The organism is Variovorax sp. GW821-FHT10D07, assembly GCF_059415325.1.
Genome location: NZ_JBWKMZ010000003.1, coordinates 846,018 through 871,167 on the forward strand (window position 1 = coordinate 846,018; position 25,150 = coordinate 871,167).

21 protein-coding genes are annotated in these 25,150 nt (G+C 71.4%); 13 read left to right on the forward strand and 8 right to left on the reverse strand.

Annotation, left to right across the window (positions count from 1 at the left end):
- Positions 1–17: 17 nt before the first annotated feature.
- Positions 18–980, forward strand: a complete 963-nt coding sequence (locus tag AC07PU_RS14300; protein WP_431509015.1) for a LysR family transcriptional regulator — start codon at positions 18–20, stop codon at positions 978–980.
- Here the strand turns inward: AC07PU_RS14300 and AC07PU_RS14305 are convergent.
- From AC07PU_RS14305 to AC07PU_RS14315, 3 genes are all read right to left on the reverse strand, one after another.
- A complete protein-coding gene (locus AC07PU_RS14305; protein WP_495318242.1) occupies positions 929–1,720 on the reverse strand; it encodes a fumarylacetoacetate hydrolase family protein in 792 nt (263 codons plus the stop codon). The genes AC07PU_RS14300 and AC07PU_RS14305 overlap by 52 nt on opposite strands.
- Positions 1,721–1,733: 13 nt before the next feature.
- Positions 1,734–2,711, reverse strand: coding sequence for a Bug family tripartite tricarboxylate transporter substrate binding protein (locus AC07PU_RS14310; protein ID WP_093342044.1), 978 nt, complete (start codon positions 2,709–2,711; stop codon positions 1,734–1,736).
- Between the two features lie 139 nt (positions 2,712–2,850).
- Complete coding sequence (locus AC07PU_RS14315) at positions 2,851–4,095, reverse strand: pyridoxal-phosphate-dependent aminotransferase family protein (protein ID WP_495318245.1); 1,245 nt, start codon at positions 4,093–4,095, stop codon at positions 2,851–2,853.
- Positions 4,096–4,226: 131 nt separating this feature from the next.
- Here AC07PU_RS14315 and AC07PU_RS14320 point away from each other — a divergent pair, with 131 nt between their 5' ends.
- From AC07PU_RS14320 to AC07PU_RS14335, 4 genes are all read left to right on the forward strand, one after another.
- Positions 4,227–4,934, forward strand: a complete 708-nt coding sequence (locus AC07PU_RS14320; RefSeq protein WP_261205684.1) for a GntR family transcriptional regulator — start codon at positions 4,227–4,229, stop codon at positions 4,932–4,934.
- 30 nt (positions 4,935–4,964) lie between these two features.
- Positions 4,965–8,036 carry an FAD-binding and (Fe-S)-binding domain-containing protein gene (locus AC07PU_RS14325; RefSeq protein ID WP_495318247.1) on the forward strand — a complete coding sequence of 1,024 codons (3,072 nt, stop codon included), beginning with the start codon at positions 4,965–4,967 and terminating at the stop codon, positions 8,034–8,036.
- A gap of 71 nt (positions 8,037–8,107) precedes the next feature.
- The gene (locus AC07PU_RS14330) at positions 8,108–9,331 is read left to right on the forward strand and encodes a YbfB/YjiJ family MFS transporter (RefSeq protein WP_495318249.1); all 1,224 of its coding nucleotides are present in this window, start codon (positions 8,108–8,110) and stop codon (positions 9,329–9,331) included.
- Positions 9,328–9,903, forward strand: coding sequence for a methylated-DNA--[protein]-cysteine S-methyltransferase (locus AC07PU_RS14335; RefSeq protein WP_495318251.1), 576 nt, complete (start codon positions 9,328–9,330; stop codon positions 9,901–9,903). Before AC07PU_RS14330 ends, AC07PU_RS14335 begins: the two co-directional genes overlap by 4 nt.
- A gap of 9 nt (positions 9,904–9,912) precedes the next feature.
- Here AC07PU_RS14335 and AC07PU_RS14340 read toward each other — a convergent pair whose 3' ends face one another.
- Together AC07PU_RS14340 and pdxR are read right to left on the reverse strand one after the other, a co-directional pair.
- Positions 9,913–12,189, reverse strand: coding sequence for a DNA/RNA non-specific endonuclease (locus AC07PU_RS14340; protein ID WP_495318253.1), 2,277 nt, complete (start codon positions 12,187–12,189; stop codon positions 9,913–9,915).
- Positions 12,190–12,297: 108 nt separating this feature from the next.
- Positions 12,298–13,797, reverse strand: a complete 1,500-nt coding sequence (gene pdxR / locus AC07PU_RS14345; RefSeq protein ID WP_495318314.1) for a MocR-like pyridoxine biosynthesis transcription factor PdxR — start codon at positions 13,795–13,797, stop codon at positions 12,298–12,300.
- Between the two features lie 67 nt (positions 13,798–13,864).
- Here pdxR and AC07PU_RS14350 point away from each other — a divergent pair, with 67 nt between their 5' ends.
- Together AC07PU_RS14350 and AC07PU_RS14355 are read left to right on the forward strand one after the other, a co-directional pair.
- On the forward strand, positions 13,865–15,556 hold the full coding sequence (locus AC07PU_RS14350; protein WP_495318255.1) for an NAD(P)H dependent flavin oxidoreductase family protein: 1,692 nt from the start codon (positions 13,865–13,867) through the stop codon (positions 15,554–15,556).
- A 38-nt stretch (positions 15,557–15,594) separates the two neighbouring features.
- Positions 15,595–16,053, forward strand: coding sequence for a hypothetical protein (locus tag AC07PU_RS14355; RefSeq protein ID WP_495318257.1), 459 nt, complete (start codon positions 15,595–15,597; stop codon positions 16,051–16,053).
- On the opposite strand, the gene AC07PU_RS14360 is transcribed toward AC07PU_RS14355, so the two are convergent.
- Positions 16,046–17,281: an MFS transporter gene (locus AC07PU_RS14360; protein ID WP_495318259.1), complete on the reverse strand. Its 1,236-nt coding sequence runs from the start codon at positions 17,279–17,281 to the stop codon at positions 16,046–16,048. The genes AC07PU_RS14355 and AC07PU_RS14360 overlap by 8 nt on opposite strands.
- 63 nt (positions 17,282–17,344) lie before the next feature.
- Complete coding sequence (locus tag AC07PU_RS14365) at positions 17,345–18,247, reverse strand: LysR substrate-binding domain-containing protein (protein WP_495318316.1); 903 nt, start codon at positions 18,245–18,247, stop codon at positions 17,345–17,347.
- A 78-nt stretch (positions 18,248–18,325) separates the two neighbouring features.
- Here AC07PU_RS14365 and AC07PU_RS14370 point away from each other — a divergent pair, with 78 nt between their 5' ends.
- From AC07PU_RS14370 to AC07PU_RS14380, 3 genes are all read left to right on the forward strand, one after another.
- Positions 18,326–19,525 carry an MFS transporter gene (locus AC07PU_RS14370; RefSeq protein ID WP_495318261.1) on the forward strand — a complete coding sequence of 400 codons (1,200 nt, stop codon included), beginning with the start codon at positions 18,326–18,328 and terminating at the stop codon, positions 19,523–19,525.
- A complete protein-coding gene (locus AC07PU_RS14375) occupies positions 19,522–20,145 on the forward strand; it encodes a pyridoxamine 5'-phosphate oxidase family protein (protein ID WP_495318263.1) in 624 nt (207 codons plus the stop codon). Before AC07PU_RS14370 ends, AC07PU_RS14375 begins: the two co-directional genes overlap by 4 nt.
- Before the next feature lie 108 nt (positions 20,146–20,253).
- Positions 20,254–20,493, forward strand: coding sequence for a hypothetical protein (locus AC07PU_RS14380; RefSeq protein WP_296782680.1), 240 nt, complete (start codon positions 20,254–20,256; stop codon positions 20,491–20,493).
- A 6-nt stretch (positions 20,494–20,499) separates the two neighbouring features.
- Here the strand turns inward: AC07PU_RS14380 and AC07PU_RS14385 are convergent, their stop codons facing one another.
- Positions 20,500–21,798: an MFS transporter gene (locus tag AC07PU_RS14385; RefSeq protein ID WP_093342022.1), complete on the reverse strand. Its 1,299-nt coding sequence runs from the start codon at positions 21,796–21,798 to the stop codon at positions 20,500–20,502.
- Between the two features lie 281 nt (positions 21,799–22,079).
- Between AC07PU_RS14385 and AC07PU_RS14390 the strand changes: the two genes are divergently transcribed.
- Genes AC07PU_RS14390 through AC07PU_RS14400 form a run of 3 tightly spaced genes read left to right on the forward strand, consistent with a single transcriptional unit; the run spans position 22,080 to position 25,104 of the window.
- Positions 22,080–22,889, forward strand: a complete 810-nt coding sequence (locus tag AC07PU_RS14390) for an SDR family NAD(P)-dependent oxidoreductase (protein WP_296782678.1) — start codon at positions 22,080–22,082, stop codon at positions 22,887–22,889.
- A 17-nt stretch (positions 22,890–22,906) separates the two neighbouring features.
- Positions 22,907–23,776 carry a CmcJ/NvfI family oxidoreductase gene (locus tag AC07PU_RS14395; RefSeq protein ID WP_495318266.1) on the forward strand — a complete coding sequence of 290 codons (870 nt, stop codon included), beginning with the start codon at positions 22,907–22,909 and terminating at the stop codon, positions 23,774–23,776.
- A gap of 32 nt (positions 23,777–23,808) precedes the next feature.
- Entirely contained in the window at positions 23,809–25,104 is a 1,296-nt protein-coding gene (locus AC07PU_RS14400) for an LLM class flavin-dependent oxidoreductase (protein WP_495318318.1), read from the forward strand.
- The last annotated feature ends 46 nt before the right edge of the window (positions 25,105–25,150 follow it).

Here is a 25,150-nt window from a genome sequence, read left to right on the forward strand (position 1 = left end):
CCACGGGAGAACACGCCATGCCGCGCATCGAGGTCAACCGTTCGGGCGAGATGGAGGCCTTCGTGCAGGTGGTCGACGCGGGCGGCTTCTCGGCCGCCGCGCGGCTGCTGGGCATGACGCCCTCGGCCGTCAGCAAGCTGGTGGCGCGGCTCGAGGCGCGGCTGGGCATCCAGCTCGTGCACCGCTCCACGCGCAAGCTGCAGCTCACGCCCGAGGGCCTGCATTTCTACGAGCGCAGCCACCGCGTGCTGGCCGACATGGACGAGGCCGAGCGCTGCGCGGCCGCCGGTGCCGCGCCGCGCGGGCGGGTCAGCATCAATGCCAGCGTGTCCTTCGGCCACCACATGCTGGTGCCGCTGGTGCCCAAGCTGATCGAGCTGCATCCGCAGATCACGCTCGACATCGCGCTGACCGACCGCATCGTCGACCTGATGGACGAGCGCGCCGACATCGCGATCCGCTGGGGCCAGCTGCCGGCCTCCGACCTGGTGGCGCGGCGCATCGGCGACACCAGCCAGACCATCCTGGCCGCGCCGTCCTACCTCGCGAAATACGGCACGCCGCGCACGCCGCAGGAACTCGAGGCGCACAGCCGCCTGGGCTGGACCTACCGGCGCAGCGCGCCCGACTGGCCGTTCCGCATCGACGGCCGGACGATCCTGCTGCCGGTGGCCGGCCCGGTGCGCGCGGGCGATGGCGAGACCCTGCGCCACCTGGCGATCGCGGGCGCCGGCATCACGCGGCTGTCGCTCTATCACACGCAGCACGACATCGACGCGGGCCGGCTCGTGCCGCTGCTCGAGGAGTTCAACCCGAACGAGGTGGAGCCGATCCACGCGGTCTACATCGGCAAGGCCGGCACCCTGCCGGCGCGGGTGCGCGCGGTGCTCGACTTCCTCGTGGCCTGCTCGGGCGTGGGCGGCGGGCGCTACACGCGCAGCCGCACGGCGCCGATGCCGGGGAAATCGGCCGTCACCTGATCGCCGCGCGCGCAGGGCAAGAGGCCGATCCAGGAACCGGTCGTGACCACCGTGCCGGCCGGCACGGTCTGGCCATGGCGCGTGAGATGGCGCAGCCAGATCGGCAGCAGCCAGGCCGGATCGCCGAGCGGATGGCTGCCTTCGCGCACCACGGTGTCGGCGTTGCCGATCTTCGTTTCGCAGCGCTGCGAGGCCCAGTCGATGGCGGCGAAGGGCCGCCATTCGCCGAGCACCAGCGCGCCGTGCACCTGCGAGTCGGCCAGCCGCAGCAACGGCGTGGCGGCCTCGCGGTCCTGCCAGCGCGCATCGCAGACCTCGATCGAGACGGTCATGGCATCGACCAGCGCGGCCGCGTCTTCCTGCGCGAGCGAGGCGGCCAGGGCCGGCGTGACCTCGCGGCCCAGGCGCAGCGCGATCTCGGCCTCGATGCCGGGCTGGTGGAACACGAGGTCGGAGCAATCGGCCGGGCTCTGGCGCACGCCGGCGGGCGGCAGCGGCGCATGCGTGAGCGTCGCGCCGCGCGAGCCGCCGCCGGATTTCCAGCAGCCGGGCAGGGTGCCCGCGTCGAACCAGCCGAGTGCCGCGGCCACCGCGTCCTGCACCGCATAGGCCTCGGCGGGCTCGTGCAGCGTGTCGAGCCAAGGCACGGCATCGAGCGTGCGGTTGGCGCGGCGCGCGGCGACGAGGGCGTCGGCCAGCGCGGAAAGAGAAGGGGGCAGGGTGGTCGTGTGTGCGTTCATGCCGCCGACCTTCTCAAGATTCGACGCGCACGTTGCCGTCCTTCACCACCTTGGCCCACTTGGCGATCTCGGTGTGGATGAACTGCCTGAACTTGTCCTGCGAGCCGCCGCCGTCCTCGGCGCCGTAGGTGTCGAGCTTCTCCTGCACGTCGGGCATGGCCAGCACGGCATTCACGTCGCGGTTGACCTTCTGCGCGATCGGCGCCGGCAGCTTGCCCGGGCCCGCGAGGCCATACCAGGTGGTGGCCTCGAAGCCCTGGAAGCCCTGTTCCTGCATCGTCGGCACGTTCGGGTGGCCCTTGGCGCGTTGGGTGCGCGTCTGCGCCACCGCGAGCACGCGGCCGCTCTTCACGTGCGGCGTGGCGGCGGTCATGGTCTCGAAGCTGTACTGGATCTGCCCGCCCATCAGGTCGGCCAAGAGCGGCCCGCTGCCCTTGTAGGGCACGTGCAGCGCATCGACGCCGGCCTGCAGCTTGAACATCTCGAGCGCCAGGTGCTGCGCCGAGCCCGCGCCGGCCGAGCCGAAGCTCAGCGTGCCGGGCGCGGCCTTGCAGGCGGCCACGATGTCCTTCACCGTGAGCGCCTTCTGCGCTGGGCTCGCGATCAGCAGGTTGGGCGTGACGCCCACCAGCACGATCGGCACGAAGTCGCGCTCCACGCTGTAGCGCAGCTTGGGCTGCAGGCTGGGCGCGAGCGCATGGCTGTTGATGTGGGCCATCAGCAGCGTGCTGCCGTCGCTCGGCTGCTGCGCCACGTAGTCGGCCGCGAGCACGCCGGCCACGCCGGCCTTGTTCTCGACGATCACCTGCTGGTTCCACATCAGGGTGAGCTTCTGCGCCACCACGCGCGCCAGCGCATCGGTGCCGCCGCCCGGCGGGAAGCCCACCACGATGCGCACCGGCGCGTTGGGCCAGTCCTGCGCGAACAGCCGGGGCACGCCCAGCGTGGCGGCCGCGGCGGTCGCGGCCTGGATCAGGGAACGTCGTTGCATCGTGCTTGTCTCCGTGGATGGATGGGGGTGTCGGATGCGGGGCGGGAAGGGCGCATGTCCGTGCGGCCCTCGCGCCGAGGCCGCCGCGCCGTTCGAGCGGCGCGCTGCGGCCTGGAATCGATCGAGGCTCCCTGTGTCGCTATGCGGCCTTCTTCAGCGCCACCGGCGCGGCCGCATGGTTCGCGAAATGGTCCATCGCCGCCTGCACGCCGCTGCCCGCAAGCTTGATGCCCGTGAGCTTCATGCCCATCTCGACACCCGCGACCATGGCCACCAGCGTGAGGTCGTTGCTGTCGCCGAGATGGCCCATGCGGAACATGCGGCCCTTGAGCTTGCCCAGGCCCGTGCCCAGCGAGAGGTCGAAGCGCTGGTGGATCAGCCGGCGCAGCGCATCGGCATCGACACCTTCGGGCGTGATCACGCCGGTGAGCACCGGCGAATAGACGGCCGGGTCGGCGCACTGGATCGGCAGGCCCCAGGCCTGCACCGCGGCGCGCACGCCCGCGGCCCAGCGGCGGTGGCGCGCGAACACGTTGTCCAGCCCTTCGCCCAGCAGCATGTCGAGCGATTCCGAGAGGCCGTAGAGCAGGTTGGTGTTGGGCGTGTAGGGCCAGTAGCCGTCCTTGTTCATCTCGACGATCTCGTCCCAGGCCCAGAAGGCCTTGGGCAGCTTCGCGCTCTTGGACGCCTCCAGTGCGCGCGGCGAGAGCGCGTTGAAGCTGATGCCCGGCGGCAGCATCAGGCCCTTCTGCGAGCCGCTGACCGTGACGTCCACGCCCCATTCGTCATGGCGGAAGTCGGCGCTCGCGAGGCCCGAGATGCTGTCGACCATCAGCAGGGCCGGATGGCCGGCCGCATCGATGGCCTGGCGCACCGCGGCGATGTCGGAGGTGACGCCGGTCGAGGTCTCGTTGTGCACCACGCACACGGCCTTGATCTTCTTCTCGGTGTCCTTGCGCAGCCGCGCCTCGATCAGCTCGGCCTGCACGCCACGGCGCCAGCTCGGCGCGTTCGGCAACTGGTCGTCGCTGCCCGCATAGGCGAGGAACTCGCTCGACACGCCCAGGCGCGTGGCCATCTTCTGCCACAGCGAGGCGAAGTGGCCGGTCTCGTACATCAGCACGTGGTCGCCCGGGCTCAGCGTGTTGGCGAGCGCGGCCTCCCAGGCGCCGGTGCCCGAGGCCGGGTAGATCGCGACCGGGTGCTTCGTCTTGAAGATCTGCTGGATGCCGGCGAGCACCTTCAGGCCCAGCGTGCCGAACTCGGGCCCGCGGTGGTCGATGGTGGGCAGGCTCATGGCCCGCAGGATGCGGTCGGGCACCGGGCTGGGGCCGGGGATCTGGAGGAAGTGACGGCCGGTGGGATGGAGGTCGAGTTGCAGCATGGCGGGTCCTTTCGGCGCCAGTTTTGCATTCAAAATTCATTTTGTTCTGCTGGTTTACCCTGAAATTCAAGGGTTGTGGGTGTTCTTTTTTGCATTCAAAATGCAATCACGAGGCCGAAAGAACGCATCTCATGACCGCCGAAATCATCGAAATCTCCCGCCTTGCGCTGCACGACCAAGTCGCGGCGCGGCTGCGCACCATGCTGGTCGAAGGCCTGATCGCGCCGGGCGCCAAGCTCAACGAGCGCGAGCTGTGCCTGCAGCTGCGCGTCTCGCGCACGCCGCTGCGCGAGGCGATCAAGCTGCTCGCGGCCGAGGGCCTGGTCGACCTGCTGCCCAACCGCGGCGCGGTGGCCGTCAAGCTCACCGAGGCCGACGTGATCGACACCTTCGAAGTGCTGTCCATGCTCGAGGGCATGTCGGGCGAGCTGGCCGCGCGCCGCATCACCGAGGAGCAGCTGTCCGAGGTGCGCGCGCTGCACTACGAGATGCTGGCCTGCTATGCGCGCCACGACCTCTCGGGCTACTACCGGCTCAATGCGCGCATCCATTCGGCGATCAACGAGGCCGCGGGCAACCCGGTGCTGTCGAACACCTACCGCTCGATCAATGCGCGCGTGCAGTCGCTGCGCTTTCGCACCAACCAGAACGAGGCCAAGTGGAAGAGCGCCGTGGCCGAGCACGAACAGATGATCGAGGCGCTGGCCGCGCGCGATGCCGCCGCCATGCGCAAGGTGCTGGTCGCGCACGTGCTGCGCAAGCGCGACACCGTGCTCGAGCTGCTGCGCGAGGGCGAGATCTATCCGCCCGCGAAGAAGACCCGTTCCAAGGCGCCCTGAGCGCGCTTTCCCCCCCAAAGAAAATCCACGATGCTCATCGAACCCGCCAGCCGCATCCAGCCCGCCGGAACCGTCCTGCCACCCAACGACACCTGCGAGGCGCTCGCGCGCCGCCTGCGCGCCGAGACGCAGGGCGAGGTGCTGTTCGACGCGGGTTCGCGCGGCCGCTACGCCACCGACGCGTCGATCTACCAGATCACGCCGGTCGGCGCCTTCGTGCCGAAGACCGAGCGCGACATCGCCACCGCCATCGACGTGGCGCGCGACCTCAAGGTGCCGGTGCTCGCGCGCGGCGGCGGCACCAGCCAGTGCGGCCAGACCACGGGCGCGGCGCTGGTGATCGACAACAGCAAGCATTTCCGGCGCGTGCTCGACCTGGACCTCGAGGCCGGCACTGCCACCGTCGAGCCCGGGCTGGTGCTCGACCACCTCAATGCGCAGCTCAAGCCGCACGGCCTGTGGTATCCGGTCGACGTGTCGACCAGCGCCCAGGCCACCTTGGGCGGCATGGCCGGCAACAACTCCTGCGGCTCGCGTTCCATCGCCTACGGCAACATGGTGCACAACGTGCTCGGCGCGAGCGCCTGGCTGTCGAGCGGCGAGCTGGTGGACTTCGGGCCCGTGGGCACGCTGGGCGTGCGCGCCGCGGGCATCGCGCAGTTCGTGCGCGGCCTCGCGCGCCAGCACCGCGAGGCGATCGCGGCGAACTGGCCCAAGGTGATGCGCCGCGTGGCCGGCTACAACCTCGACATCTTCGACAACCAGAGCGAGAAGCCCTACACGGCCGACGGCAGCGTGAACCTCGCGCACCTGCTGATCGGCGCCGAGGGCACGCTGGCCTACACGCGCAGCCTCACGCTCAAGCTGGCGCCGCTGCCGCGCGCCAAGGTGCTGGGCATCGTCAACTTCCCGACCTTCCATGCGGCCATGGATGCCGCGCAGCACATCGTCAAGCTCGGACCCACCGCGGTCGAGCTGGTCGACCGCACGATGATCGAGCTGAGCCTCGCGAACCCGGCCTTCAAGCCCACGGTGCAGACCGCGCTGATCGGCAAGCCGGCCGCGATCCTGCTGGTGGAGTTCTCGGGCGCCGAGAAGGCGCCGCTGCTGCAGGCGCTGGCGCAACTGGTGGAACTGATGGGCGACCTGGGCCTGCCGGGCAGCGTGGTCGAGATGCCCGACGAGGCGCGCCAGAAGAACCTCTGGGAGGTGCGCAAGGCCGGCCTCAACATCATGATGAGCCTCAAGGGCGACGGCAAGCCGGTGAGCTTCATCGAGGACTGCGCCGTGCCGCTCGAACACCTGGCCGAATACACCGACGCGCTCACCGAGGTGTTCGCGCGCCACGGTTCGCGCGGCACCTGGTACGCGCATGCCTCGGTCGGCACCCTGCACGTGCGGCCGATCCTCGACATGCGCGCCGATGGCGGCGCCAAGATGCGTTCGATTGCCGAGGAGGCCTCGGCACTCGTGCGCAAGTACAAGGGCGCCTTCAGCGGCGAGCACGGCGACGGCCTGTGCCGCGGCGAATGGATCGAGTGGCAGTTCGGGCCCGCGATCAACGAGGCCTTCCGCGCGATCAAGCACAAGCTCGATCCCGTCGGCCTGTTCAATCCCGGCAAGATCATCGACCCGCCGCGCATGGACGACGGCGCGCTGTTCCGCTTCGCGCCGCCGACCGCGCCCAAGCCCTATCGCCGCATCGAACTCAAGCCGGTGCTCGACTGGTCGGCCTGGAACGTCAATGCCGACCCGGTGACCGAGCAGACCTCCGCGCCCGGTACCGGCGGCGACAGCACCGGCGGCCTGGCCAAGGCGGTCGAGATGTGCAACAACAACGGCCACTGCCGCAAGTTCGACGCCGGCACCATGTGCCCGAGCTACCGCGTCACGCGCGACGAGCAGCACCTCACGCGCGGCCGCGCCAACACGCTGCGGCTGGCGCTGTCGGGCCAGCTCGGCCCCGATGCCTTCACCGGCGAGGCCCTGCACGAGACCATGGACCTGTGCGTGGGCTGCAAGGGCTGCAAGCGCGACTGCCCGACCGGCGTGGACATGGCCAAGATGAAGATCGAGTTCCTGGCCCACTACAAGCGGCGCCATGGCCACACGCTCAAGGACCGGCTGGTGGCGCAGTTGCCCGACTACGCGCACCGCGCGAGCCGGCTGCCGTGGCTCCTGAACCTGCGCAACAGCATGCCGGGCGCCGCCTGGCTCGGCGAGAAGCTGCTGGGCTTCTCGGCCAGGCGCTCGCTGCCGGCCTGGCGCAGCGACACCTTCTGGCGCGCCAAGGACGGCGAGCCCGGCCTGTTCGCCGACCGCGACACCGTGCTGGCGATCGCGCGGCGCGGCGGCAAGGCCGCGGTGCTGTTCGTCGACACCTTCAACGGCACCTTCGAGAGCGAGAACGCGCTCGCGGCCGCGCGCGTGCTGCAGGCCGCGGGCTATGTGCTGCACACGGTCGAGAAGCGCGGCGCCCACCATTGCTGCGGCCGCACCTACCTGGCCAGCGGCATGGTCGACGAAGCCAAGCGCAAGGCCGAGGCCCTGATCGATGCCTTGCTGCCGCTGGCGCGCGCGGGCGTGCCGGTGGTGGGCCTCGAGCCCTCGTGCCTGCTCACGCTGCGCGACGAGACCCTGGTGATGGGCTTCGGCGAGAAGGCCGAGACCGTGGCGAAGCAGGCACTGCTGTTCGAGGAGTTCGTCGCGCGCGAGGTCCGCGCCGGCCGTTTCGAGCTCGCGCTCAAGCCGGCCGAGGCGCCGATCCTGCTGCACGGCCACTGCCACCAGAAGGCCTTCGGCGCGGTGAGCCCGGTGCTGGAGGTGCTGAAGCTGATCCCGGGCGCCGCGCCCGAACTGATCGAGAGCTCGTGCTGCGGCATGGCCGGCAGCTTCGGCTACGAGGCCAGCCACTACGAGGTCTCGATGCGCATGGCCGAAGCCAGCCTGCTGCCCGCGATCCGCGCCAAGCCCGGCGCCATCGTGGTGGCCGACGGCACGAGCTGCCGGCACCAGATCGCCGATGGTGCGCAGCGCGAGGCGGTGCACGTGGCGGTGCTGCTCGAGCGGCACCTGCTGCACGCGGACGCCGGCGTGCACTGAGCGGCCGATTCACGCGCGACAGCGCGGCGGCGCCGGCTGCCGCAGAATGGTGCCTCCCCGCGCACCGCCCGATGTCGACCACCCTGACTTCCTCCGCCCCCGTGCCGCCCACCTTGCGGCTGGCCTTCGCCCTGTCGATGGGCGCGGCCGTCTCGCTCGGCATCACGCGCTTCGCCTATGCGCTGCTGCTGCCGCCGATGCGCGACGACCTCGGCTGGAGCTATGCGCTGGCGGGCGGCATGAACACCGCCAACGCGGTCGGCTACCTGGTCGGCGCGCTGGTCACGCCGGCGCTGATGCGGCGCTTCGGCGTGAGCCGGCTGCTGGTGGTGGGCGCGGTGCTCGCGAGCCTGTTCATGGCCGGCAGCGGCTTCGTCACCGCGGCGCCCGCGCTGCTGCTGCAGCGGCTGCTCGCGGGCATCGCGAGCGCCTGGGTGTTCGTGGCGGGCGGCCTGATGGCCGCGCGGCTCGGCGAGGCCGATGCCTCGCGCGGCGGCCTGCTGCTGGGCATCTACTACGGCGGCACCGGTTTCGGCATCCTGGCCTCGGCGCTGCTCGTGCCGCAGGTGCTGCAGGCCGCGGCGGGCGAGCCGCATGGCTGGGCCTGGGCCTGGTGGGCGCTGGCGGTGGCCAGCGGCATGGCGACCGTGCTGCTGGCCTGGGCCGGCCGTGCGCTGCCCGATCGACCCGCGCCAGCGCCCGCCGCCGCGGCGCCCGGTGCCGCACCCGGCGCGCCGGTCGCGCTGCGGCGCTTCGGCTGGGCGCTCGCGGGCTATGCCTTCTTCGGCATCGGCTACATCGGCTACATGACCTTCGTGATCGCGCTGCTGCGCGAGCAGGGCGCGAGCGCGGGCTTCGTCACGCTGTTCTATGCGTTGCTGGGCATCGCCTGCATCGCCTCGTCGCGGCTGTGGGCCGGGCTGCTCGACCGCTACCGTGGCGGCCAGCCGCAGGCGCTGCTCAACGGGCTGCTGGGCGTGGCGACCTTGCTGCCGGTGCTCAGCGCCTCGGCGCCCATCGCGCTGGTCTCGGGGCTGCTGTTCGGCGGCGTGTTCCTCTCGGTGGTGGCCTCGACCACCGCGCTGGTGCGCCACAACCTGCCGTTCTCGCGCTGGGCCCAGGGCATCAGCGTCTTCACCATCGTGTTCGCCTTCGGCCAGATCGTGGGCCCGACCATCACCGGCTGGATCTCCGACGGCCCGGGCGGGCTGGCGCGCGGCCTCGTGGGGTCGGCGATCGCGCTGTGGCTCGGCGCCGTGCTGGCTTCGCGCCAGCATGCGCTGGAGCCCGCATGAACGAGGCGCTTCCGCTCGCCGACGAGGCTGCCACGCCGGGCTTCGCCGTGTTCGATACCGCGCTCGGCGTCTGCGGCATCGCCTGGGGTCCGCGGGGGCTGGTCGGCGTGCAGTTGCCGCAGGACGACCCCACGCTGCAGCCCGCGCTCAGGCGCATGCGCCAGCGCTTTCCCGAGCTGCCCGAGGCCGAGCCGAACGCCGAGGCGCGACGCGCGATCGCGGCGGTGCAGGCCCTGCTCGAGGGCGCGCAGGACGACCTGCGCGACATCGCGCTCGACATGCGCGGCCTGTCCGATTTCCATCGGCGCGTCTACGAGCTCGCGCGGCGCATTCCGCCGGGCCAGACCCGCACCTACGGCGAGATCGCCGAGGAACTGGGCGACAAGACGCTGGCGCGCGCGGTGGGCCAGGCCATGGGCCTCAACCCCTTCGCGCCCGTGGTGCCGTGCCATCGCGTGCTCGCGGCCGGCAACAAGCCCGGTGGTTTCTCGGCCGGGGGCGGGGCGCTGACCAAGCTCAGGATGCTCGACATCGAGGGCGCGCGGCCCAACGGGATGGCGTCGCTGTTCTAGGCGCGAGTTTCAGCGGCGCCGGCGGCCCGGCGCGCGCGGAACGCTCAGCAACTGGCTCAAGGACGCGACCTCGCGCCGCTCCCCGCCCTGATGGGTGTCGGCGCCGCGCACCTTCGCGCCGAAATCGAGGGAGGTCAGACGCTCCAGTTCCGCGATGCTCACGTGGTAGCGCTTCACCTTCTCGAAGCTCACGCGCGCCAAGGTCGCTTCGGACAGCGTGGCCTCGGGCACGTAGTCGATGAGCGGCGTCTGGTCGATGCTCAGGGCGGTCGCCTGCAAGCGGCCGTCCTCCACGCGCAGCACGATCTTCCAGTACTCGCGCGGGGCCTTGAACCCGGCCATCTCGGGCATGCCGCGATCCCAGGGAATGTCGTTCTCGTCGTCGAAGATCGGTCCGGTGAACACGCTCACGCGCGCCTGGTCCGCCACCGCGTTGTTGAGCGCGAAGTCCTCGAGCGCGCGCCAGTACAGCGTGCCGCCCGCGTGCGCGGCCGCTTCGGCGCCCGGCTTCCTCTTGCCCATGTTGAAGAAGCCCACCTGCGGCGACCGGTTGGTCACGTGGAAGGTGTCGGCATTGGCGCGCACGACGATGTCGTCCGGCCCCCAGAGCGGATCCTGCCGGCGCGTCAGGTGGCCTTGCTGGAAGATCCGGTTCGCATGGTCCGCCTTGCGCTTGTCGACGATGGCCGCGCCCTGGGCGTCGTAGGCCGTCTGTCCCGCGTACAGCGCGGGCGGGGTCTGTTCTTCCTCGGGGATGCGCGGATCGATGAACCAGAGCTCGCTGGCCTCGGGGGCCTCGTCCGCTTCCTCCTCGCCCGGATGGAAGGCAGCGATGACGCCGGTGCTGCGGTCGTAGCTCTTGGCGAGGCGTCCGTCGATGTTGGTGGCCGTGAAACAGGCCAGCCGCCGTTTCTTGTGCATCACCACGCTGAAATGCTCGTACGGCAGTTCGTACTTGGGCCGGCCCGCCTTGGGACGCGTGTTGACCGATACCGCCCGCAGGGCCGCCGCACCGCGCGGCTTGGGCAGGGGAACGGCAACGCCGGGCAGGAAGTCGGGCTGGTAGCCGTCGCGGTTGCCGTAGTCCGGATCGACCTGGACCCGTGCCTCTTCGCCGGTGCTCGACGGCGCCGCGTCGGCATGCGGTTGCGGGGCGGCGTCCTGCGCGGGCGTCGGCGATCCGTTGCGGGTCGGGTAGCCGCCCAGCTGCACGCTCACGCGCAACGGGATGGTCCAGGTCGCCGTGCCGTCGCTGGCCACGTCGACCGATGCACCGAGCGAAGCGTCATGCGCCACGGCCGGTGCGGACTCGACGGACGAGACCACCTGCGGGTCCAGGCCCGCGGCGATGGCCTCGGTGATCTTCTCGCGCTCGCGCGCCGGCAGGCCGCTCTTGCGCGTGTTCATGTCGGTCACGATGGCGCTGATCCGGATGCCCTCGTTGACCGTCTTGGCGATCTGCTTTCCGTTCTGGTCGAGCAGGTCGCGGTGCGGCGATCCCCAGTGGTGCAGGGCGATCACCTGCCACAGCACGTTGAAGACCGGCGAGCCGGAAGACCCGGGCTCCGTGTCGGCCACGTAGTGCAGCGTGGTGCTCGCGCGCGAGACCAACTGGTTCTCGCGCAGCACGGCTTCCTTCATGCGGCCGTCGGGGTGCTGGACGATGTTCGCGTGGTCGCCCAGCTGGTGCTTGTCGCGGGCCGCGGAGATCGGCAGGAAGCTGTAGCCCGCTAGCGTGCCGGGGCCGTTCAGGCGGCCGCCGACCGCCAGCACGGTGTAGTCGAGGTCGTCCTGGTCGTTGGTGAGGAAGCAGGCTTCGGGCGCGAAGGCGAAGCGCGTGGGCACGCGCGGGCGTCCCGCGAGGTCGCGCTCGTAGTCGAACTCCACCAGCAGGTCCGCCGCATCGGCCTTGGAACCGATCACGTGGTTGTTGGTGAGGAACAGCACGGGCGAGATCATGAAGCCGGTGCCGAGGCCCTGGCCGTCGCGCGTCACGATCCGCGCCACGGCGCGCGCCGCATAGGCGCCGCGCTGCAGGAACGCGACATCGACGAAGTCGATCGTCTTGCCCCAGACCTTTTCCGCGCCCGAATGCGGTGCTTCGCGCGCGGCCTCCTGCACCGGCAGGCCGACCCGCCGCTGCAGCACGGCGCTGCGGCGCAGCATCTCGGGCTCGGCGTCGCCGGGCCGGCCGGCGCCGATCGCATCGAGCGAGCGCTGGATCTGCTCGGCCTGCTGCTGGATGCGCTGGCGCGCGGCGACACCGATGTGGGCGGGCTCGTTCATGTTCTCCTCCAACTGGCCGCGGGGGCGGCGGCGATTGCGGATTCGTGGACCGTCTCGCTCGCCTTTTAAAGGGCCTTGATGACAGGACGATGCAAAGGCACGGCCGCGTCAGGCGCTCTGGATCAGCCGCCGCAGCTCGTCGACGTTGCGGCGCAGCGCCGCGTCGTCCATCGCCGTGTAGCCGATCACCAGCCCCGGCGGCAGGTCCTTGCGCCGGCAGAAATCCGAGATTGCCTGGAAGCGCAGCCCGCGCTGCGCGGCCGCGCGCAGGAACGGCGCCAGCGCCATGTCCGGCGGCAGCCACCACACGAGGTGGAAGCCCGCGTGTTCCCCGGTGACATGCAGCCGCGCGGGCTCGAGCGCCGCGCGCAGGCCGCCGAGCACGAGGTCGCGGCGCTGCGCATAGACCATGCGCGCGCGCCGCACATGGCGCGCGAAGTCGCCGCTCTCGAGGAAGCGGGCCAGCGCCATCTGCTCGATCACGCCGGTGGAGCGCCCGGCGATGTGGCAGGCGCGGCGGAAGTCGGCGACCAGCGCGCGCGGCAGCACCATGTAGCCGATGCGCAGCGCGCCGAACAGGGTCTTGTTGAAGCTGCCGCAGTGGATCACGCGGTCGGCGGCATCGAGGCTCTTGAGTGCCGGCAACGGCGCGCTGTCGTAGCTGAACTCGCTGTCGTAGTCGTCCTCGACCACCCAGGCCTTCGCGGCCTCGGCCCATGACAGCAGTTCGAGCCGGCGCGACACCGGCATCGTGAGACCGCTGGGCGACTGGTGCGCGGGCGTGACATGCGCGAGCCGCGCGCCCGCCTGCTGGCGCGCCTGCGCGACCGAGAAGCCTTCGGCATCGATCGGGACATGGATCAGCTGCTGCCCGTGGTGGCCGAAGATCGGCGCGGCATGCAGGTAGCCGGGGTCCTCGAGCAGCACCTTGTCGCCGGGCGCCAGCAGCAGCCGCGCGCAGAGGTCGAGCCCTTCGCGAATGCCCGAGACGATCACGATCCGCTCGGCCTCGCAGGCGATGCCACGCGCCACCCCGAGGTAGCCGGCGATCTGCTCGCGCAACGCCGGCAGCCCGAAGGGATCGTCGTCGGACAGTTGTGCCGCGGTCACGCGCCGCGCGCTGGCCTGCAAGGTGCGGCGCCAGAGATCGAGCGGGAACAGCGCCGGATCGGCCACGCGTGCCATGAAGGCCTGGTGGGCCTCGGTGGCGGCGAGCGGCGCCATGTCGGTCTTCCAGGCCGGCCGCGTACGGGGCGTGGCCGGGCGCCGCTTCGCGTCACCGGCCTCGAAGAAGCGGTCGGGCACCTGCGCCGCCACGTAAGTGCCCGATCCGGCCCGGCTGACCAGGTAGCCCTCGCTGCGCAACTGGTCGTAGGCCGCGTCGACGGTCACGCGCGACACCTGCCAGCGTTGCGCGAGCTGCCGGGTCGAGGGCAGGCGCGCGCCCTTGGCCAGTGCGCCGTCGAGGATGCGGGCGCGGATCTGGCGGTAGATCCAGGCCTGCTTGGCCTCGCCCTCGCGCGGCGGTTCGGTCGCGAGATCGAGGCTCGATGGCGTGCGTCGGGCCTGCGGGGGGCTGGAAAGTGGCCTTATCGCTTTCTCCGAAATGGATCTACAAGCAAGGCCACATTCTATTTAGATTCGCGTCCAAGGCATTCCACCCACGAAGCTCCCCATGACGACGAACCCCACGCACTTCTTCTGCACCCTCGCGCCCGACGGCCCGCGATTCCCCCTCGATGGCGCGGACAGCCTGCTCGACGCGGCCCTGGCGCAGGGCGTGGCCGTGCCGTTCTCGTGCAAGCGCGGCGAATGCGGCTCGTGCCGCGCGCAGTTGCTCGAGGGCGGCGTCGAGCGCATCGCACCGCCCTCGGAGGCGGCCTACCAGGTCGACGAGGGGGAACTGCTGATGTGCCAGTGCCGTGCCACCAGCGACCTGCGGCTGCGCTTCGCGCACTGGAGCGCACCGGTGCTCGCGCCATCGCGGCACTCCGCGAAGGTCGTGATCTGCGAACCGCTCACGGCCAAGGTCACGCGGCTCGTGGTCGAGCTGCAGAGCGCCGAGCCGTTCCGCTGCGCGCCGGGCCAGCATGCGCAGTTCGTGCTCGAGGACGGCGAGCGTCGCAGCTTCTCGATCGCCAACCGGCCGTCGGAAGAGGGCGAAGCGAACCGGCTCGAGTTCCATATCCGCCGCATGCCGGGCGGCCTGTTCACCGAGCAGCGTCTCGCGTCGCTGCGGCCCGCGGACCTGCTCGAGCTCGAAGGGCCCCATGGCGCCTTCGTCTGGCAGGCGCCCGCCGACGAGGTCGAGCACCTCGTGCTGCTGGCCACCGGCACCGGCTTCGCGGGCGTTCGGCCGATCCTGCAGACGGCGCTCGCGAGCGGCGCGTTCCGCACGCTGTCGCTCTACTGGGGCGTGGCCGAGGCCGGCGACTGCTATGCGGCCGCATGGCTCGACGAGATGGCGCGGGTGCACGCGGGTTTTCGCTGGACCGCGGTGTCGTCTTCGCGCGCGGAAGGCAGGCAGCATGTGCAGCACGCGGCATCGAAGGCCGTGCACGACTGGGCGCGGACCATCGTCTATGCCTGCGGCAATCCGGCCATGGTGCGCGATGCGCGCGCGCTGCTGCAGGCCGAGGGGCTGCCGAAGGCGCGCTTCGTCTCGGAGGTGTTTCTCCCGAGCACGAAGGAGGGCGCACCGCAGGTCGCGCGCCATCCCTGGGAGAAGGTGGGCGCCACGTTCACGCGCGACGGCATCCTCGAGGCGCGTCGCCGCTCGATGGAGGCGCTGCCGCAGATCGCCGCGCTGATCGAGCCCGGCATGACCACGGGCGAAGCGATCGCGGTCGCCGACCGGCATCTGCGGCGACTCGGCGCCGCCTACAACTGGCATCCGACCTATGTGCGCTTCGGGCCCGACACGCAACGCACCTCGCGCGAGCCGGTCGATCGCCAGCGGCGCCTGCGCGAGGACGACGTCTACACCGTCGACCTGGGTCCGGTCTGGGACGGCTACGAGGGCGACTACGGCGATACCTTCGTTCTCGGTGCCGATGCCGACCACGCGCGCGTCACGCGCGCGGCGCGCGACATCTTCGAACGCGCGCAGGAGGCCTGGCGGCAGGGACTGAGCGGCGCCGCGCTCTACGACTTCGCGAGCGAGCTCGCGCGCACGCATGGCTGCGCGCTGGTGCGCGAGACCGGAGGCCACCGGGTCTCGGACTTTCCGCATGCGCTCTACGGCAAGCACCGCCTGGCCGAGGCCGACTTCGTTCCGGGCGACGGCATCTGGGTGCTCGAGGTCCAGGTGCGCGACCTCGAACGGCCGATCGGTGCCTTCTTCGAGGATGTGCTTCTTAAGAATTGATTCAGATCATTCCTAACTCTGCGGCCTAGAGTTCGGCAATGACTGTGAACCGTATCGAACCCCGACCGCTTTTTCTTCTTCGCGCCTTCCGTTCTTCCGCGCCGCGCCTCGCACTCGCGGCCGTTGCCGCGGGCACGCTGCTCGCGGGCTGCGTGACGCCCGGCGAACATGCGCGCGAGCAGCGCATGCGCGACGAGCAGAACTGCATGGCCTATGGCTTCCGTCCCGAGAGCCCGGCCTATGCGCGCTGCCTGCAGAACGAGAACCTCTCGCGCCAGGACCGCGACAACCTGCAGGACATCGAATCGCGCCGCCGCTCGGAAGACCCGCGCCGCTATGGCGGCGGTGGCGGCGGCTGGGAGCGCGAACGCGACCGGGACCGCGATCGCTACGACCGCATGAACGACAACCAGCGCCAGGCGCTGCGCAACTGCGACCTGCTGCCGCCCGCCAACCAGCCGGGCTGCCGCGCGATGGTCTGGTCGACGCTCAAGTAGGGCTGCGCAACGCCGCGTCCGAGGATGCGGCATCGAGCTTCGCGAGCGCGATGACCGCCGCCTGCAGCACGAAGCCCGCGAGCGCGAGCAGCAGGCAGCCGGCTTCGCCCCAGAGCGCGCCGGCCCCCGCGCCGAGCGCCGCGCCCACGGGCCGCGCGCCGGCATTCACCGTGAGGAACACGGCCGAGACGCGGCCCAGCATGCCCGCGGGCGTCACGCCCTGGCGCAGAGTGGTCGAGCTGATGGTCCACACCATCGGCCCGGCGCCGAACACGAACAGCGACAGGGCCGCGAGCCCGGCGCTGGGCCAATGCAGCGTCGAAGCCATCAGCACCGCGGCCAGCACCGCGCTGAACGGGCCGACGCGGATCGCACTGCCCGGGCTCATACGTGCCGCGATGCGCGGCGTGAGCAGCGCGCCCGCCACCATGCCCGCGCCGTACATCGCGAGCGTGAGCCCCACGCCCTGCGCGCCGAGGCCGAGCGCGCGCACCGCATGCGGCACGTAGCCGGCCTGCAGCACGAACCATGCGATGTTGAAGATGGCACCGGTCAACAGCATCGGCCGCAGCCAGGCATGGCGCAGCACGAAGCGCGCGCCTTCGCGCAGCTCGGTCCACGGATGGCGCGCGGCAGGCATGCGGCGCGCCGGCTCGGGGAGCTTCCACAGCAGGGCCACGGCCGCCGCCGACAGCGCCGCTGCCAGCACGAAGGCCGCGCCCGCGCCGGTCCAGGCCACGAGCGCGCCCGCCACGGCGGGGCCGGCCGCGAAGGCCGCGCTGCGCGCCAGCTCGATGCGGCCATTGGCGCGTGCCAGCGCCTCGCGCGGCACGAGTTCGGGCACCAGCGCGGGCGCCGCGACGCTGAAGGCCACGGTGCCGATCGCTCCGATGAAGCCCAGCAGCGCCATGCCCGCGATGCCCATGCGCGCCGACCACGGCGCCGCCAGCACGGCGAGCATCAGCAAGAGCGACAGCGCGCGCAGCACTTCGGCGCGCAGCATCAGGCGCCGGCGCGGCATGCGATCGGCGAGCAGGCCCAGCGGCATCGCGAGCAGCAGGAAGGGCAGGGTCTGTACGGCCGCGAGCAGCCCGGTCTCGACGGCGCCCGCGCCATAGGCCATCACCGCGACCAGCGGCACCGCGGCCAGGCCGAGCTGCTCGGCCGACTGCGCCGCGAGGTTGGCATGGGCCAGATGGAGAAAGGGGCGGGGCAGGGCGGAAGACATGACCCGATGGTCGTGGACCGCCCCGCATCGGGCTGGCCGAAAACGGACCCGTGAAGACGGGCCTCAGCCCACGGCTTCGGCCTGCTGCGCCAACAGCATGTCCTCGAACCAGTCAGCCACCTGTCGCGCCTCGGGCGCCGCACCCGGCGCGAGCCCGTAGTAGTAGCGCTCGAGCCGCATGCGCAGCGCGGGCAGCGGCGAGTGCAGCCGGCCCGAGGCGAGGTCGTGCGACACCAGCGAGGTCGGCGCGAGCGCGATGCCCAGGCCGTCGACCGCGGCCTGCAGCACGAAGTGCAGGTGGTCGAACTGCAGCCGTCCGGCCGGCCGCACGCGCGGCGCGCCGACCTGCTTCTTCCAGGCCTCCCAGTCCTCCTTGCGCGTGCGCGCCGACAGCTGCACGTGCGCGGCCAGCGCGCGCAGGTCGCGCAGCGGATGGGCCTTGAACAGCGCGGGCGCGCCGACCACCAGCACCTCGTCCTCGAGGAAAGGCTGCACCACGACCGCGCCGGGCCAGCCCTCGAGCCCGCGGCGCACCGCGATGTCGAAGCTGTCGGCCACCTGCTCGGGCATCACGGTGCTCGTGACCACCTGCGGCTCGATGTCCGGATGGCGCTCGACGAAGGAGGGCAGGCGCGGGATCAGCCAGCGCACCGCGAACGAGGGCCGCACGTTGATGCGGACCGTGCGCGCCGCGCCCTGTGCCTGCAGCGCGCGCGCGGCGGCGCCGATCTGCGCCAGCGCGGGATCGACCTCGGCGAAGAATTGCTGGCCCTCGGCCGTCAGCGCGACCTGGCGGATGCGGCGCTCGAACAGCGCGACGCCGAGGAAGGCCTCGAGGCCCTTGATCTGGCGGCTGATCGCGCTGTGGGTGACGTGGAGTTCGTGCGCCGCGCGCGTGAAGCTCAGGTGGCGCGCCGCGGCCGCGAAGGCGCGCACGGCGTTCAGGGGAGGCTCGCGGGACGGCATGCGTGCGATTTTGTCACGCATGCGGCGCGTTAATGTCGTTTGTCGGCGCGGCCTCCGCGGGCGCACGATGCGGGCTCGATGTCTTCTTCCCGCCGCTCCGCTTCCGTCCCCGCCACCCTCGCGGCCTCCGTCTCCACCACCGACCGCAACTCCCGCCACGCCGCGCTCTCGCTCGGGCTCGCGCTGCCGGGCGACGTGGTGCTCTACCTGCTGCTGCCGATGTATGCCGCACAGTTCGGCGTCACGCTCGCCGAGGCGGGGCTGCTGCTCGCGGCCAACCGCCTCGTGCGCATCGCCGGCTATGGCTGGGTGGCCGACTTCTATGCGCGCCATGGCGACCGCCGCACCTGCACGCTGGCCGTCGCGGGCGCGGTGCTGTGCTGCCTCGGCTATGCCACGCTCTCGGGGCTGTGGGCGCTGCTGCCGCTGCGGCTGCTCTGGGGCCTGTGCTTCGCGGCCTTCAACCTCTCGACCCAGGCGCTGGCCACGGCCGACCCCGTGGGCGCCGCGCGCCGCAGCGGCCGCTCGCGTGCCTTCATCGCGCTCGGTCCGGTGGTGGCGCTGCCGCTGGGCGCGGTGCTCGCGCACTGGAGCGGGCCGCGCACCATCTTCTGGCTGCTGGCCGCGGTGGCGCTGCTCGGGCTGCTGGCCGCGCGCCGGCTGCCGACGGCGCCGCATCCGGTCGCGGTGGCGGCCAAGCGCTTCCAGCGGCCGAACAGCCTCGACGGCTGGTCCTTCATGGAAGGGCTGGCGCTCGACGGCCTGTTCATCGTCGGCCTGTCGTACCTCGGCAAGGACCTGCTGCCGGGCGCGGCGGTGGTGGTGGCCGGCGTGCTGATGGCGCTGCGCTACTTCTCCGAGATCGCGCTCAGTCCCGTAGGCGGCCGCATGGCCGAGCGCTTCGGCGCCGAGCGCCTGCTGGTGAGCCTGTCGCTGCTCACGGCGCTGGCGCTGGTGGGCTTCGGCCTGGGCTGGCTCTGGAGCTGCGCGGCGCTGATCGTGGTGCTGCGCGCGCTGCAACTGCCGCTGATCGCGCCCATCGTCGCGCACCGCACGCCCGGACCCGAGCGCGTGCAGGCGCTGGCCGCGCGCTCGACCTGGCGCGACATCGGCGCGGGGGCGGGGCCGGTGCTGGCCGGGCTGCTGCTGCCCATTGCGTCGTCGGCCTGGGTCTACGGCGTGGCGGCGGCGCTGCTGGCCGGCACGGCCATCGCCTGCGGGCGCAGTGCCGCGAAACTCGAGCCGTCCCGGGATTCCCTTCACCATCGACCGTCATGACCCACGACCCGCACGCGATCCAGACCCTGGCCCAGCTCCAGGCCCTGTTCGGCCAGCCCGGCGAAGCCTCGCTCAAGAAGGAGATCGACTGGCTGCATCCCTCCTACCGGGCGCTGATCGAGGCCTCGCCGTTCGCGGTGCTCGCCACCCTCGGGCCGGACGGCCTCGATGCCTCGCCGCGCGGCGACCCGCCGGGCTTCGTCGCGGTGAAGGACGAGAAGACGCTGTGGATGCCCGAGCGCCGCGGCAACAACCGCATCGACAGCCTGCGCAACATCGTGGCCGATCCGCGCGTGGCGCTGCTGTTCCTGATTCCGGGCGTGGGCGAGACCCTGCGCGTCAACGGCCGCGCGCGCATCACGGCCGATCCCGCGCTGCTCGCGCGCTTCGCGGTGGAGGGCAAGGCGCCGCAGTGCGTGATCGAGATCGCGGTCGAGACCGTGTTCTTCCAGTGCGCGCGTGCGATCCAGCGTTCGCGGCTGTGGGCGCCGCGGCCCGACGAGGCACGGCCCGACGTGCCCACGCCCGGCGCGATCCTGTCGGCGCTGACCGATGCCGCCTTCGACGGCGCGAGCTACGACCGCGAGCTGCCGGCGCGGCAGAAGGCCACGCTTTACTGAAGAGGCGCAAATTTTTTTGCGAAGGACTGAGGGTTTGGCACCCTTCGTTCGTCTTCAGGAGGTCGGACCCGTTCCGGCCTCTCGAAGACAGCGAAGAAAGCCCCGCCCATGCACCCCGGTCATTCCCCGTTCGAATCCCTGCAGCCACCCGCCGCGCCGCGCCGCCGCTCCAAGTCCTTCGTGCTGCGCTGGTGCGGCAACGGCTGCGGCGAGGTGGCGGTGGTCGGGCCGCTGGGCTGGTGGCCCTGCTGCTCGAAGGAATGCTGGGAGGCCTGGCACCAGCTCGAGACCGCCAAGGCCGCGGAAGCGACGCGGCTGGCCGGCGCGGAACTGCGCGCCGGCGCCTGAACGATCTCAGGCCCGTCCGGGCGCCGTGGCCTGCTCGGTGCGCGCGTCGTGGCCGATGATCAGCACCAGCACGAAGGCCACGGCCGCCAGCAGCGCGAGGAAGATCACCGCGTAGATGTCGTTGCCCATGCGGTCCTTGAGCGTGCCGAAGATGGTCGGGCCGATGTAGCCACCGAGGTTGCCGATCGAGTTGATCCAGGCGATGCCCGCGGCCGCGGCGGTGCCGCTGAGCATGGCGGTGGGCAGGGTCCAGAAGGTGGGCAGGGCGCTGAAGATGCCGAAGGCCGCGAGCGTCACGGCCGCCATCTTGGGCACCGGCGCGCTGGTCTCGGCCGCCAGCACCAGGCCGACGAAGATGCAGGCCAGCGGGATCAGCAGGAACCACTTGCGTTCCTTGCGCGCATCGGAGGCGCGGGTCCAGAACAGCATCGCGATCGCACCCACCAGGTAGGGGAAGGCGTTGATGAAGCCGATCTCCACGTTGCCCAGCCCGCCGAAGCCCTTGATGATCTGCGGCAGGAAGAAGCTCAGGCCGTACAGCGGCACCGTGATGCCCATGTAGACGAAGCCCAGGCCGATCACGCGCGGGTTCAGCAGCGACTGCTTCCACGAGATCTGGTTGATCGACTCGCGGTTGCGCCGCTCGGCGTCGAGCGTGCCCTGCAGCCACGTGCGTTCCTCGTTCGTGAGCCACTTCGCGTCCTTCGGACCGTCGGGCAGGTAGAACAGCACGAAGAAGGTCAGGATCAGCGAGGGGATCGCCTCGAGGATGAACAGCCACTGCCAGCCGTGCATGCCGCCCATCCCGTCCATGTTGAGGATGAAGCCCGAGATCGGCGAGCCGATCACGGTGGAGATCGGGATCGCGAACATGAACCAGCCGACGATGCGCGCGCGGTAGGCCGAGGGGAACCACAGCGTGATGTAGAAGATGACGCCGGGGAAGAAGCCGGCCTCGGCGATGCCGAGCAGGAAGCGCACGACGTTGAAGCTGGTCGAGCCGCCGACCCAGGCCTGGGCCGCCGACAGGATGCCCCAGCTGAACATGATCCGCGCGATCCAGCGGCGCGCGCCGAAGCGCTCGAGCGCCATGTTGCTCGGCACCTCGAACAGGAAGTAGGCGATGAAGAAGATGCCGGCCGCGCTGCCGAACACGGCCGCGCTGAAGCCCAGGTCCTTCGACATGGCGGCGCCCGCGAAGCCGAGGTTCACGCGGTCGAGGTAGGCGATGAAGTAGCTGACCATGAGCAGCGGCAACAGCCGCCAGCTCATCTTCGAGATGGTTCTCTGCTCGATCGGATTCACGTGTTGTCTCCTGTTGTGTGTGTGATATGGGAGGCGTTGAGGAAAGCCGCGGCCGTCGCCGGCCGCCGGACCATGTTAGGCCGGCCGGGCCGGCATTCCTGACACGGAAATGACCGAGGCGGGAAAGCACGGGGCAGGGCGCTTGTGCACCTTCCGCGGCCGGCCTGCATCGGGCCCGGGACTCGACCGGTTCGCGCATATGGTTATCGCTTTTCCATCGTTCCGGCCCCCGGGGCGCGGGTATAGCCTTCGTGACGATCCACGCTTTGCGACCCGCCCCGATGTCCACGAACGCCGCTTCCTCCCCGTCTTCCTCCCCCGCCGAACCCACCGCCTCCCGTGGTCCCTCCGTCGCCTGGATCGCGGGCGTCGGCGCGAGCGCGGGCCTCGGTGCCGCGCTCGCGCGGCGCTTCGCGCAGGAGGGCTTCGTCGTCGCGCTGACCGGCCGCACGCCGCAGCAGCTCGAGGCCGTGGCCGCCGAGATCGCGGCCGCGGGCGGCACGGCCCATGCCTTCGCGGCCGACGTGGCGAGCGAGGCCGAGGTGCACGGCGTCGGCCAGCGCGTGCGCGCGCTCGGGCCGCTGTCGGTGGCAGTGTTCAACGCCTCCAGCGCGGCGCGCGCGCCCACGCTCGAGATCTCGGTCGAGCAGTTCACCCAGGCCTGGCGCACCAGCACGCTCGGCGGCTTCGTGTTCGCGCGCGAGGCGCTGCGCGGCCTGCTGGCCAATCCCTTCGACGGCGCCACGCCCGCGGGGCGCGGCAGCCTGCTGTTCACCGGCGCCACCGCCGCGCTGCGCGGCAAGCCGCCGTTCGCGGCCTTCGCGGCCGCCAAGGCCGGGCTGCGTTCGCTGAGCCAGAGCCTGGCGCGCGAGTTCGGGCCGCAGGGCATCCACGTCGCCCATGTCGTGATCGACGGCGGCATCGACGGCGAGCGGCTGCGCAGCGGGGCGCCCCAGCGCGCGGCGCAGGCCGGCGAGGACGGGCTGCTGCAGCTCGATGCCATCGCCGAGAGCTACTGGCAGCTGCATGCCCAGCATCGCAGCGCCTGGACGCAGGAACTCGACCTGCGGCCGTTCAAGGAACCCTTCTGATTCAGAACGAGGAGCGCATGAGTTCCGCATCGCCATTCAGTCCGCACGAGCATCCGCTCATCGCCACCCTGCCGTCGGTCGAGGCCGAGCTCAACTACCTGAAGCCGGGCCAGGGCCGGCCCGCGAGCTACACCTTCGAGCCGCCGCCGGGCACGCCCTGGGTCACGGGCGAGCTCGAGGCGCGGCGCGTGGCCATCCGCGACGGCCGCCCGCTGGTGGCGCTGCGCGAGCTCTCGCTCGACCGCAGCGGCTTCACCCAGATCGCGCACCGCAGCGTGCTGGCCGACTTCTCGCAGGACGCGACCATCCGCGACATCTACTACCGCGAGTCCGAGGCGCTGCTGCGCGACGTGACCGGGGCCGAGAAGATCGTGGTGTTCGATCACACGCTGCGCGACAGCGCCCAGGGCTCGCGCCGCACCTCGGAACTGCGCGAGCCGGTGCGCCGCGTGCACGACGACCAGACGCCGGCCTCGGCGCGGCGCCGCGTCACCGACCACCTGCCGCCCGACGAAGCGGCCGAGCGGCTCGCGAAGCGCTTCGCGATCGTCAACCTGTGGCGGCCGCTGGCCACGGTGGAGCGGCTGCCGCTCGCGCTGTGCGATGCGCGTTCCATCGATCCGGCGGACCTGGTGCCCAGCGACCTGATCTACCCCGACAAGGTGGGCGAGACCTATTCCTTCACCTGGAACCCGAAGCACCGCTGGTACTGGTTCCCGCGGCTGCGGCCCGACGAGGCGCTGCTGTTGAAGATCTTCGATTCGCGCGAGGACGGCACGGCGCGGCTCACGGCCCACACGGCCTTCGAGGACCCGACCGGCTCGCCCGAGGCGCCGCCCCGCCGCAGCATCGAGCTGCGCGCGCTGGTGTTCTGGGACAAGCCGTGAGCGCGCGCAAGCAGCTGCGCCTGGGCGCCTTCATGCGCCCGGTCAGCATCCACACCGGCGCCTGGCGCTACCCGGGCGCCTGGCCCGACGCCAACTTCAACTTCGAGCGGCTCAAGCAGCTCGCGCAGACGCTGGAGCGGGGCCGCTTCGACGCCTTCTTCATGGCCGACCACCTCGCGCTGCTCAACATGCCGATCGAGGCCTTGCAGCGCAGCCACACGGCGACCTCGTTCGAGCCCTTCACCCTGCTGTCGGCGCTGGCGCAGCACACGCAGCACCTCGGGCTGATCGCCACCGCCTCGACCACCTTCGACGAACCGTTCCACATCGCGCGCCGCTTCGCCTCGCTCGACCACCTGAGCGGCGGCCGCGCGGGCTGGAACATCGTGACCACCTCGAACCCCGACGCGGCGCTGAACTTCGGCCGCGAGGACCACATGGAGCACGACGCGCGCTACGACCGCGCGCGCGAGTTCTACGACGTGGTGACCGGCCTGTGGGACAGCTGGGCCGACGACGCCTTCGTGCGCGACGTCGACAGCGGCCGCTTCTTCGATCCGGCCAAGCTGCACGTGCTGGCCCACAAGGGCGAGCACCTGTCGGTGCGCGGGCCGCTGCACATCGCGCGGCCGGTGCAGGGCTGGCCGGTGATCGTGCAGGCAGGCGCCTCGGAGGCCGGCCGCCAGCTCGCGGCCGAGACGGCCGAGCTGATCTTCGCAGCGCCGGGCACGCTGGCGAACGCGCGCGCCTTCTATGCCGACGTCAAGTCGCGCATGCGCAAGCTCGGGCGCGACCCCGAGCACCTCAAGATCCTGCCGGGCGCCTTCACCATCGTGGCCGACTCGGTCGACGAGGCGAAGGCGATCCGCGCCAAGCTCGACAGCCTGGTGCACTACGACAGCGCGATCGCCTCGCTGTCGATCGCGCTGGGCCACGATGCCTCCAGCTTCGACCCCGACGGCCCGCTGCCCGAGGTGCCGCCCACCAACGCGAGCCAGAGCGGACGCGAGCGCGTGATCGAGCTGGCCCGGCGCGAGAACCTCACGGTGCGCCAGCTCGCGCAGCGCCTGGGCGGCTATGGCGGCCTGGCCTTCGTGGGCACGGCCCAGACCATCGCCGACGAGATGCAGGAATGGCTCGAGAGCGAGGGCTCGGACGGCTTCAACGTGATGTTCCCCTGGCTGCCCGGCGGGCTCGATGCCTTCGTCGACCGCGTGGTGCCCGAACTGCAGCGCCGTGGCATCTTCAGGCAGGAATACGAAGGTCGTACCCTGCGCGAGAACCTGGGCCTGCCGCGGCCGGTCAACCGTTTCTTTTCGCAAGATTAGCGGGGCCGGGGCGAGGGGACACTGGGCGCGCCGCCGGCGCGCGGGC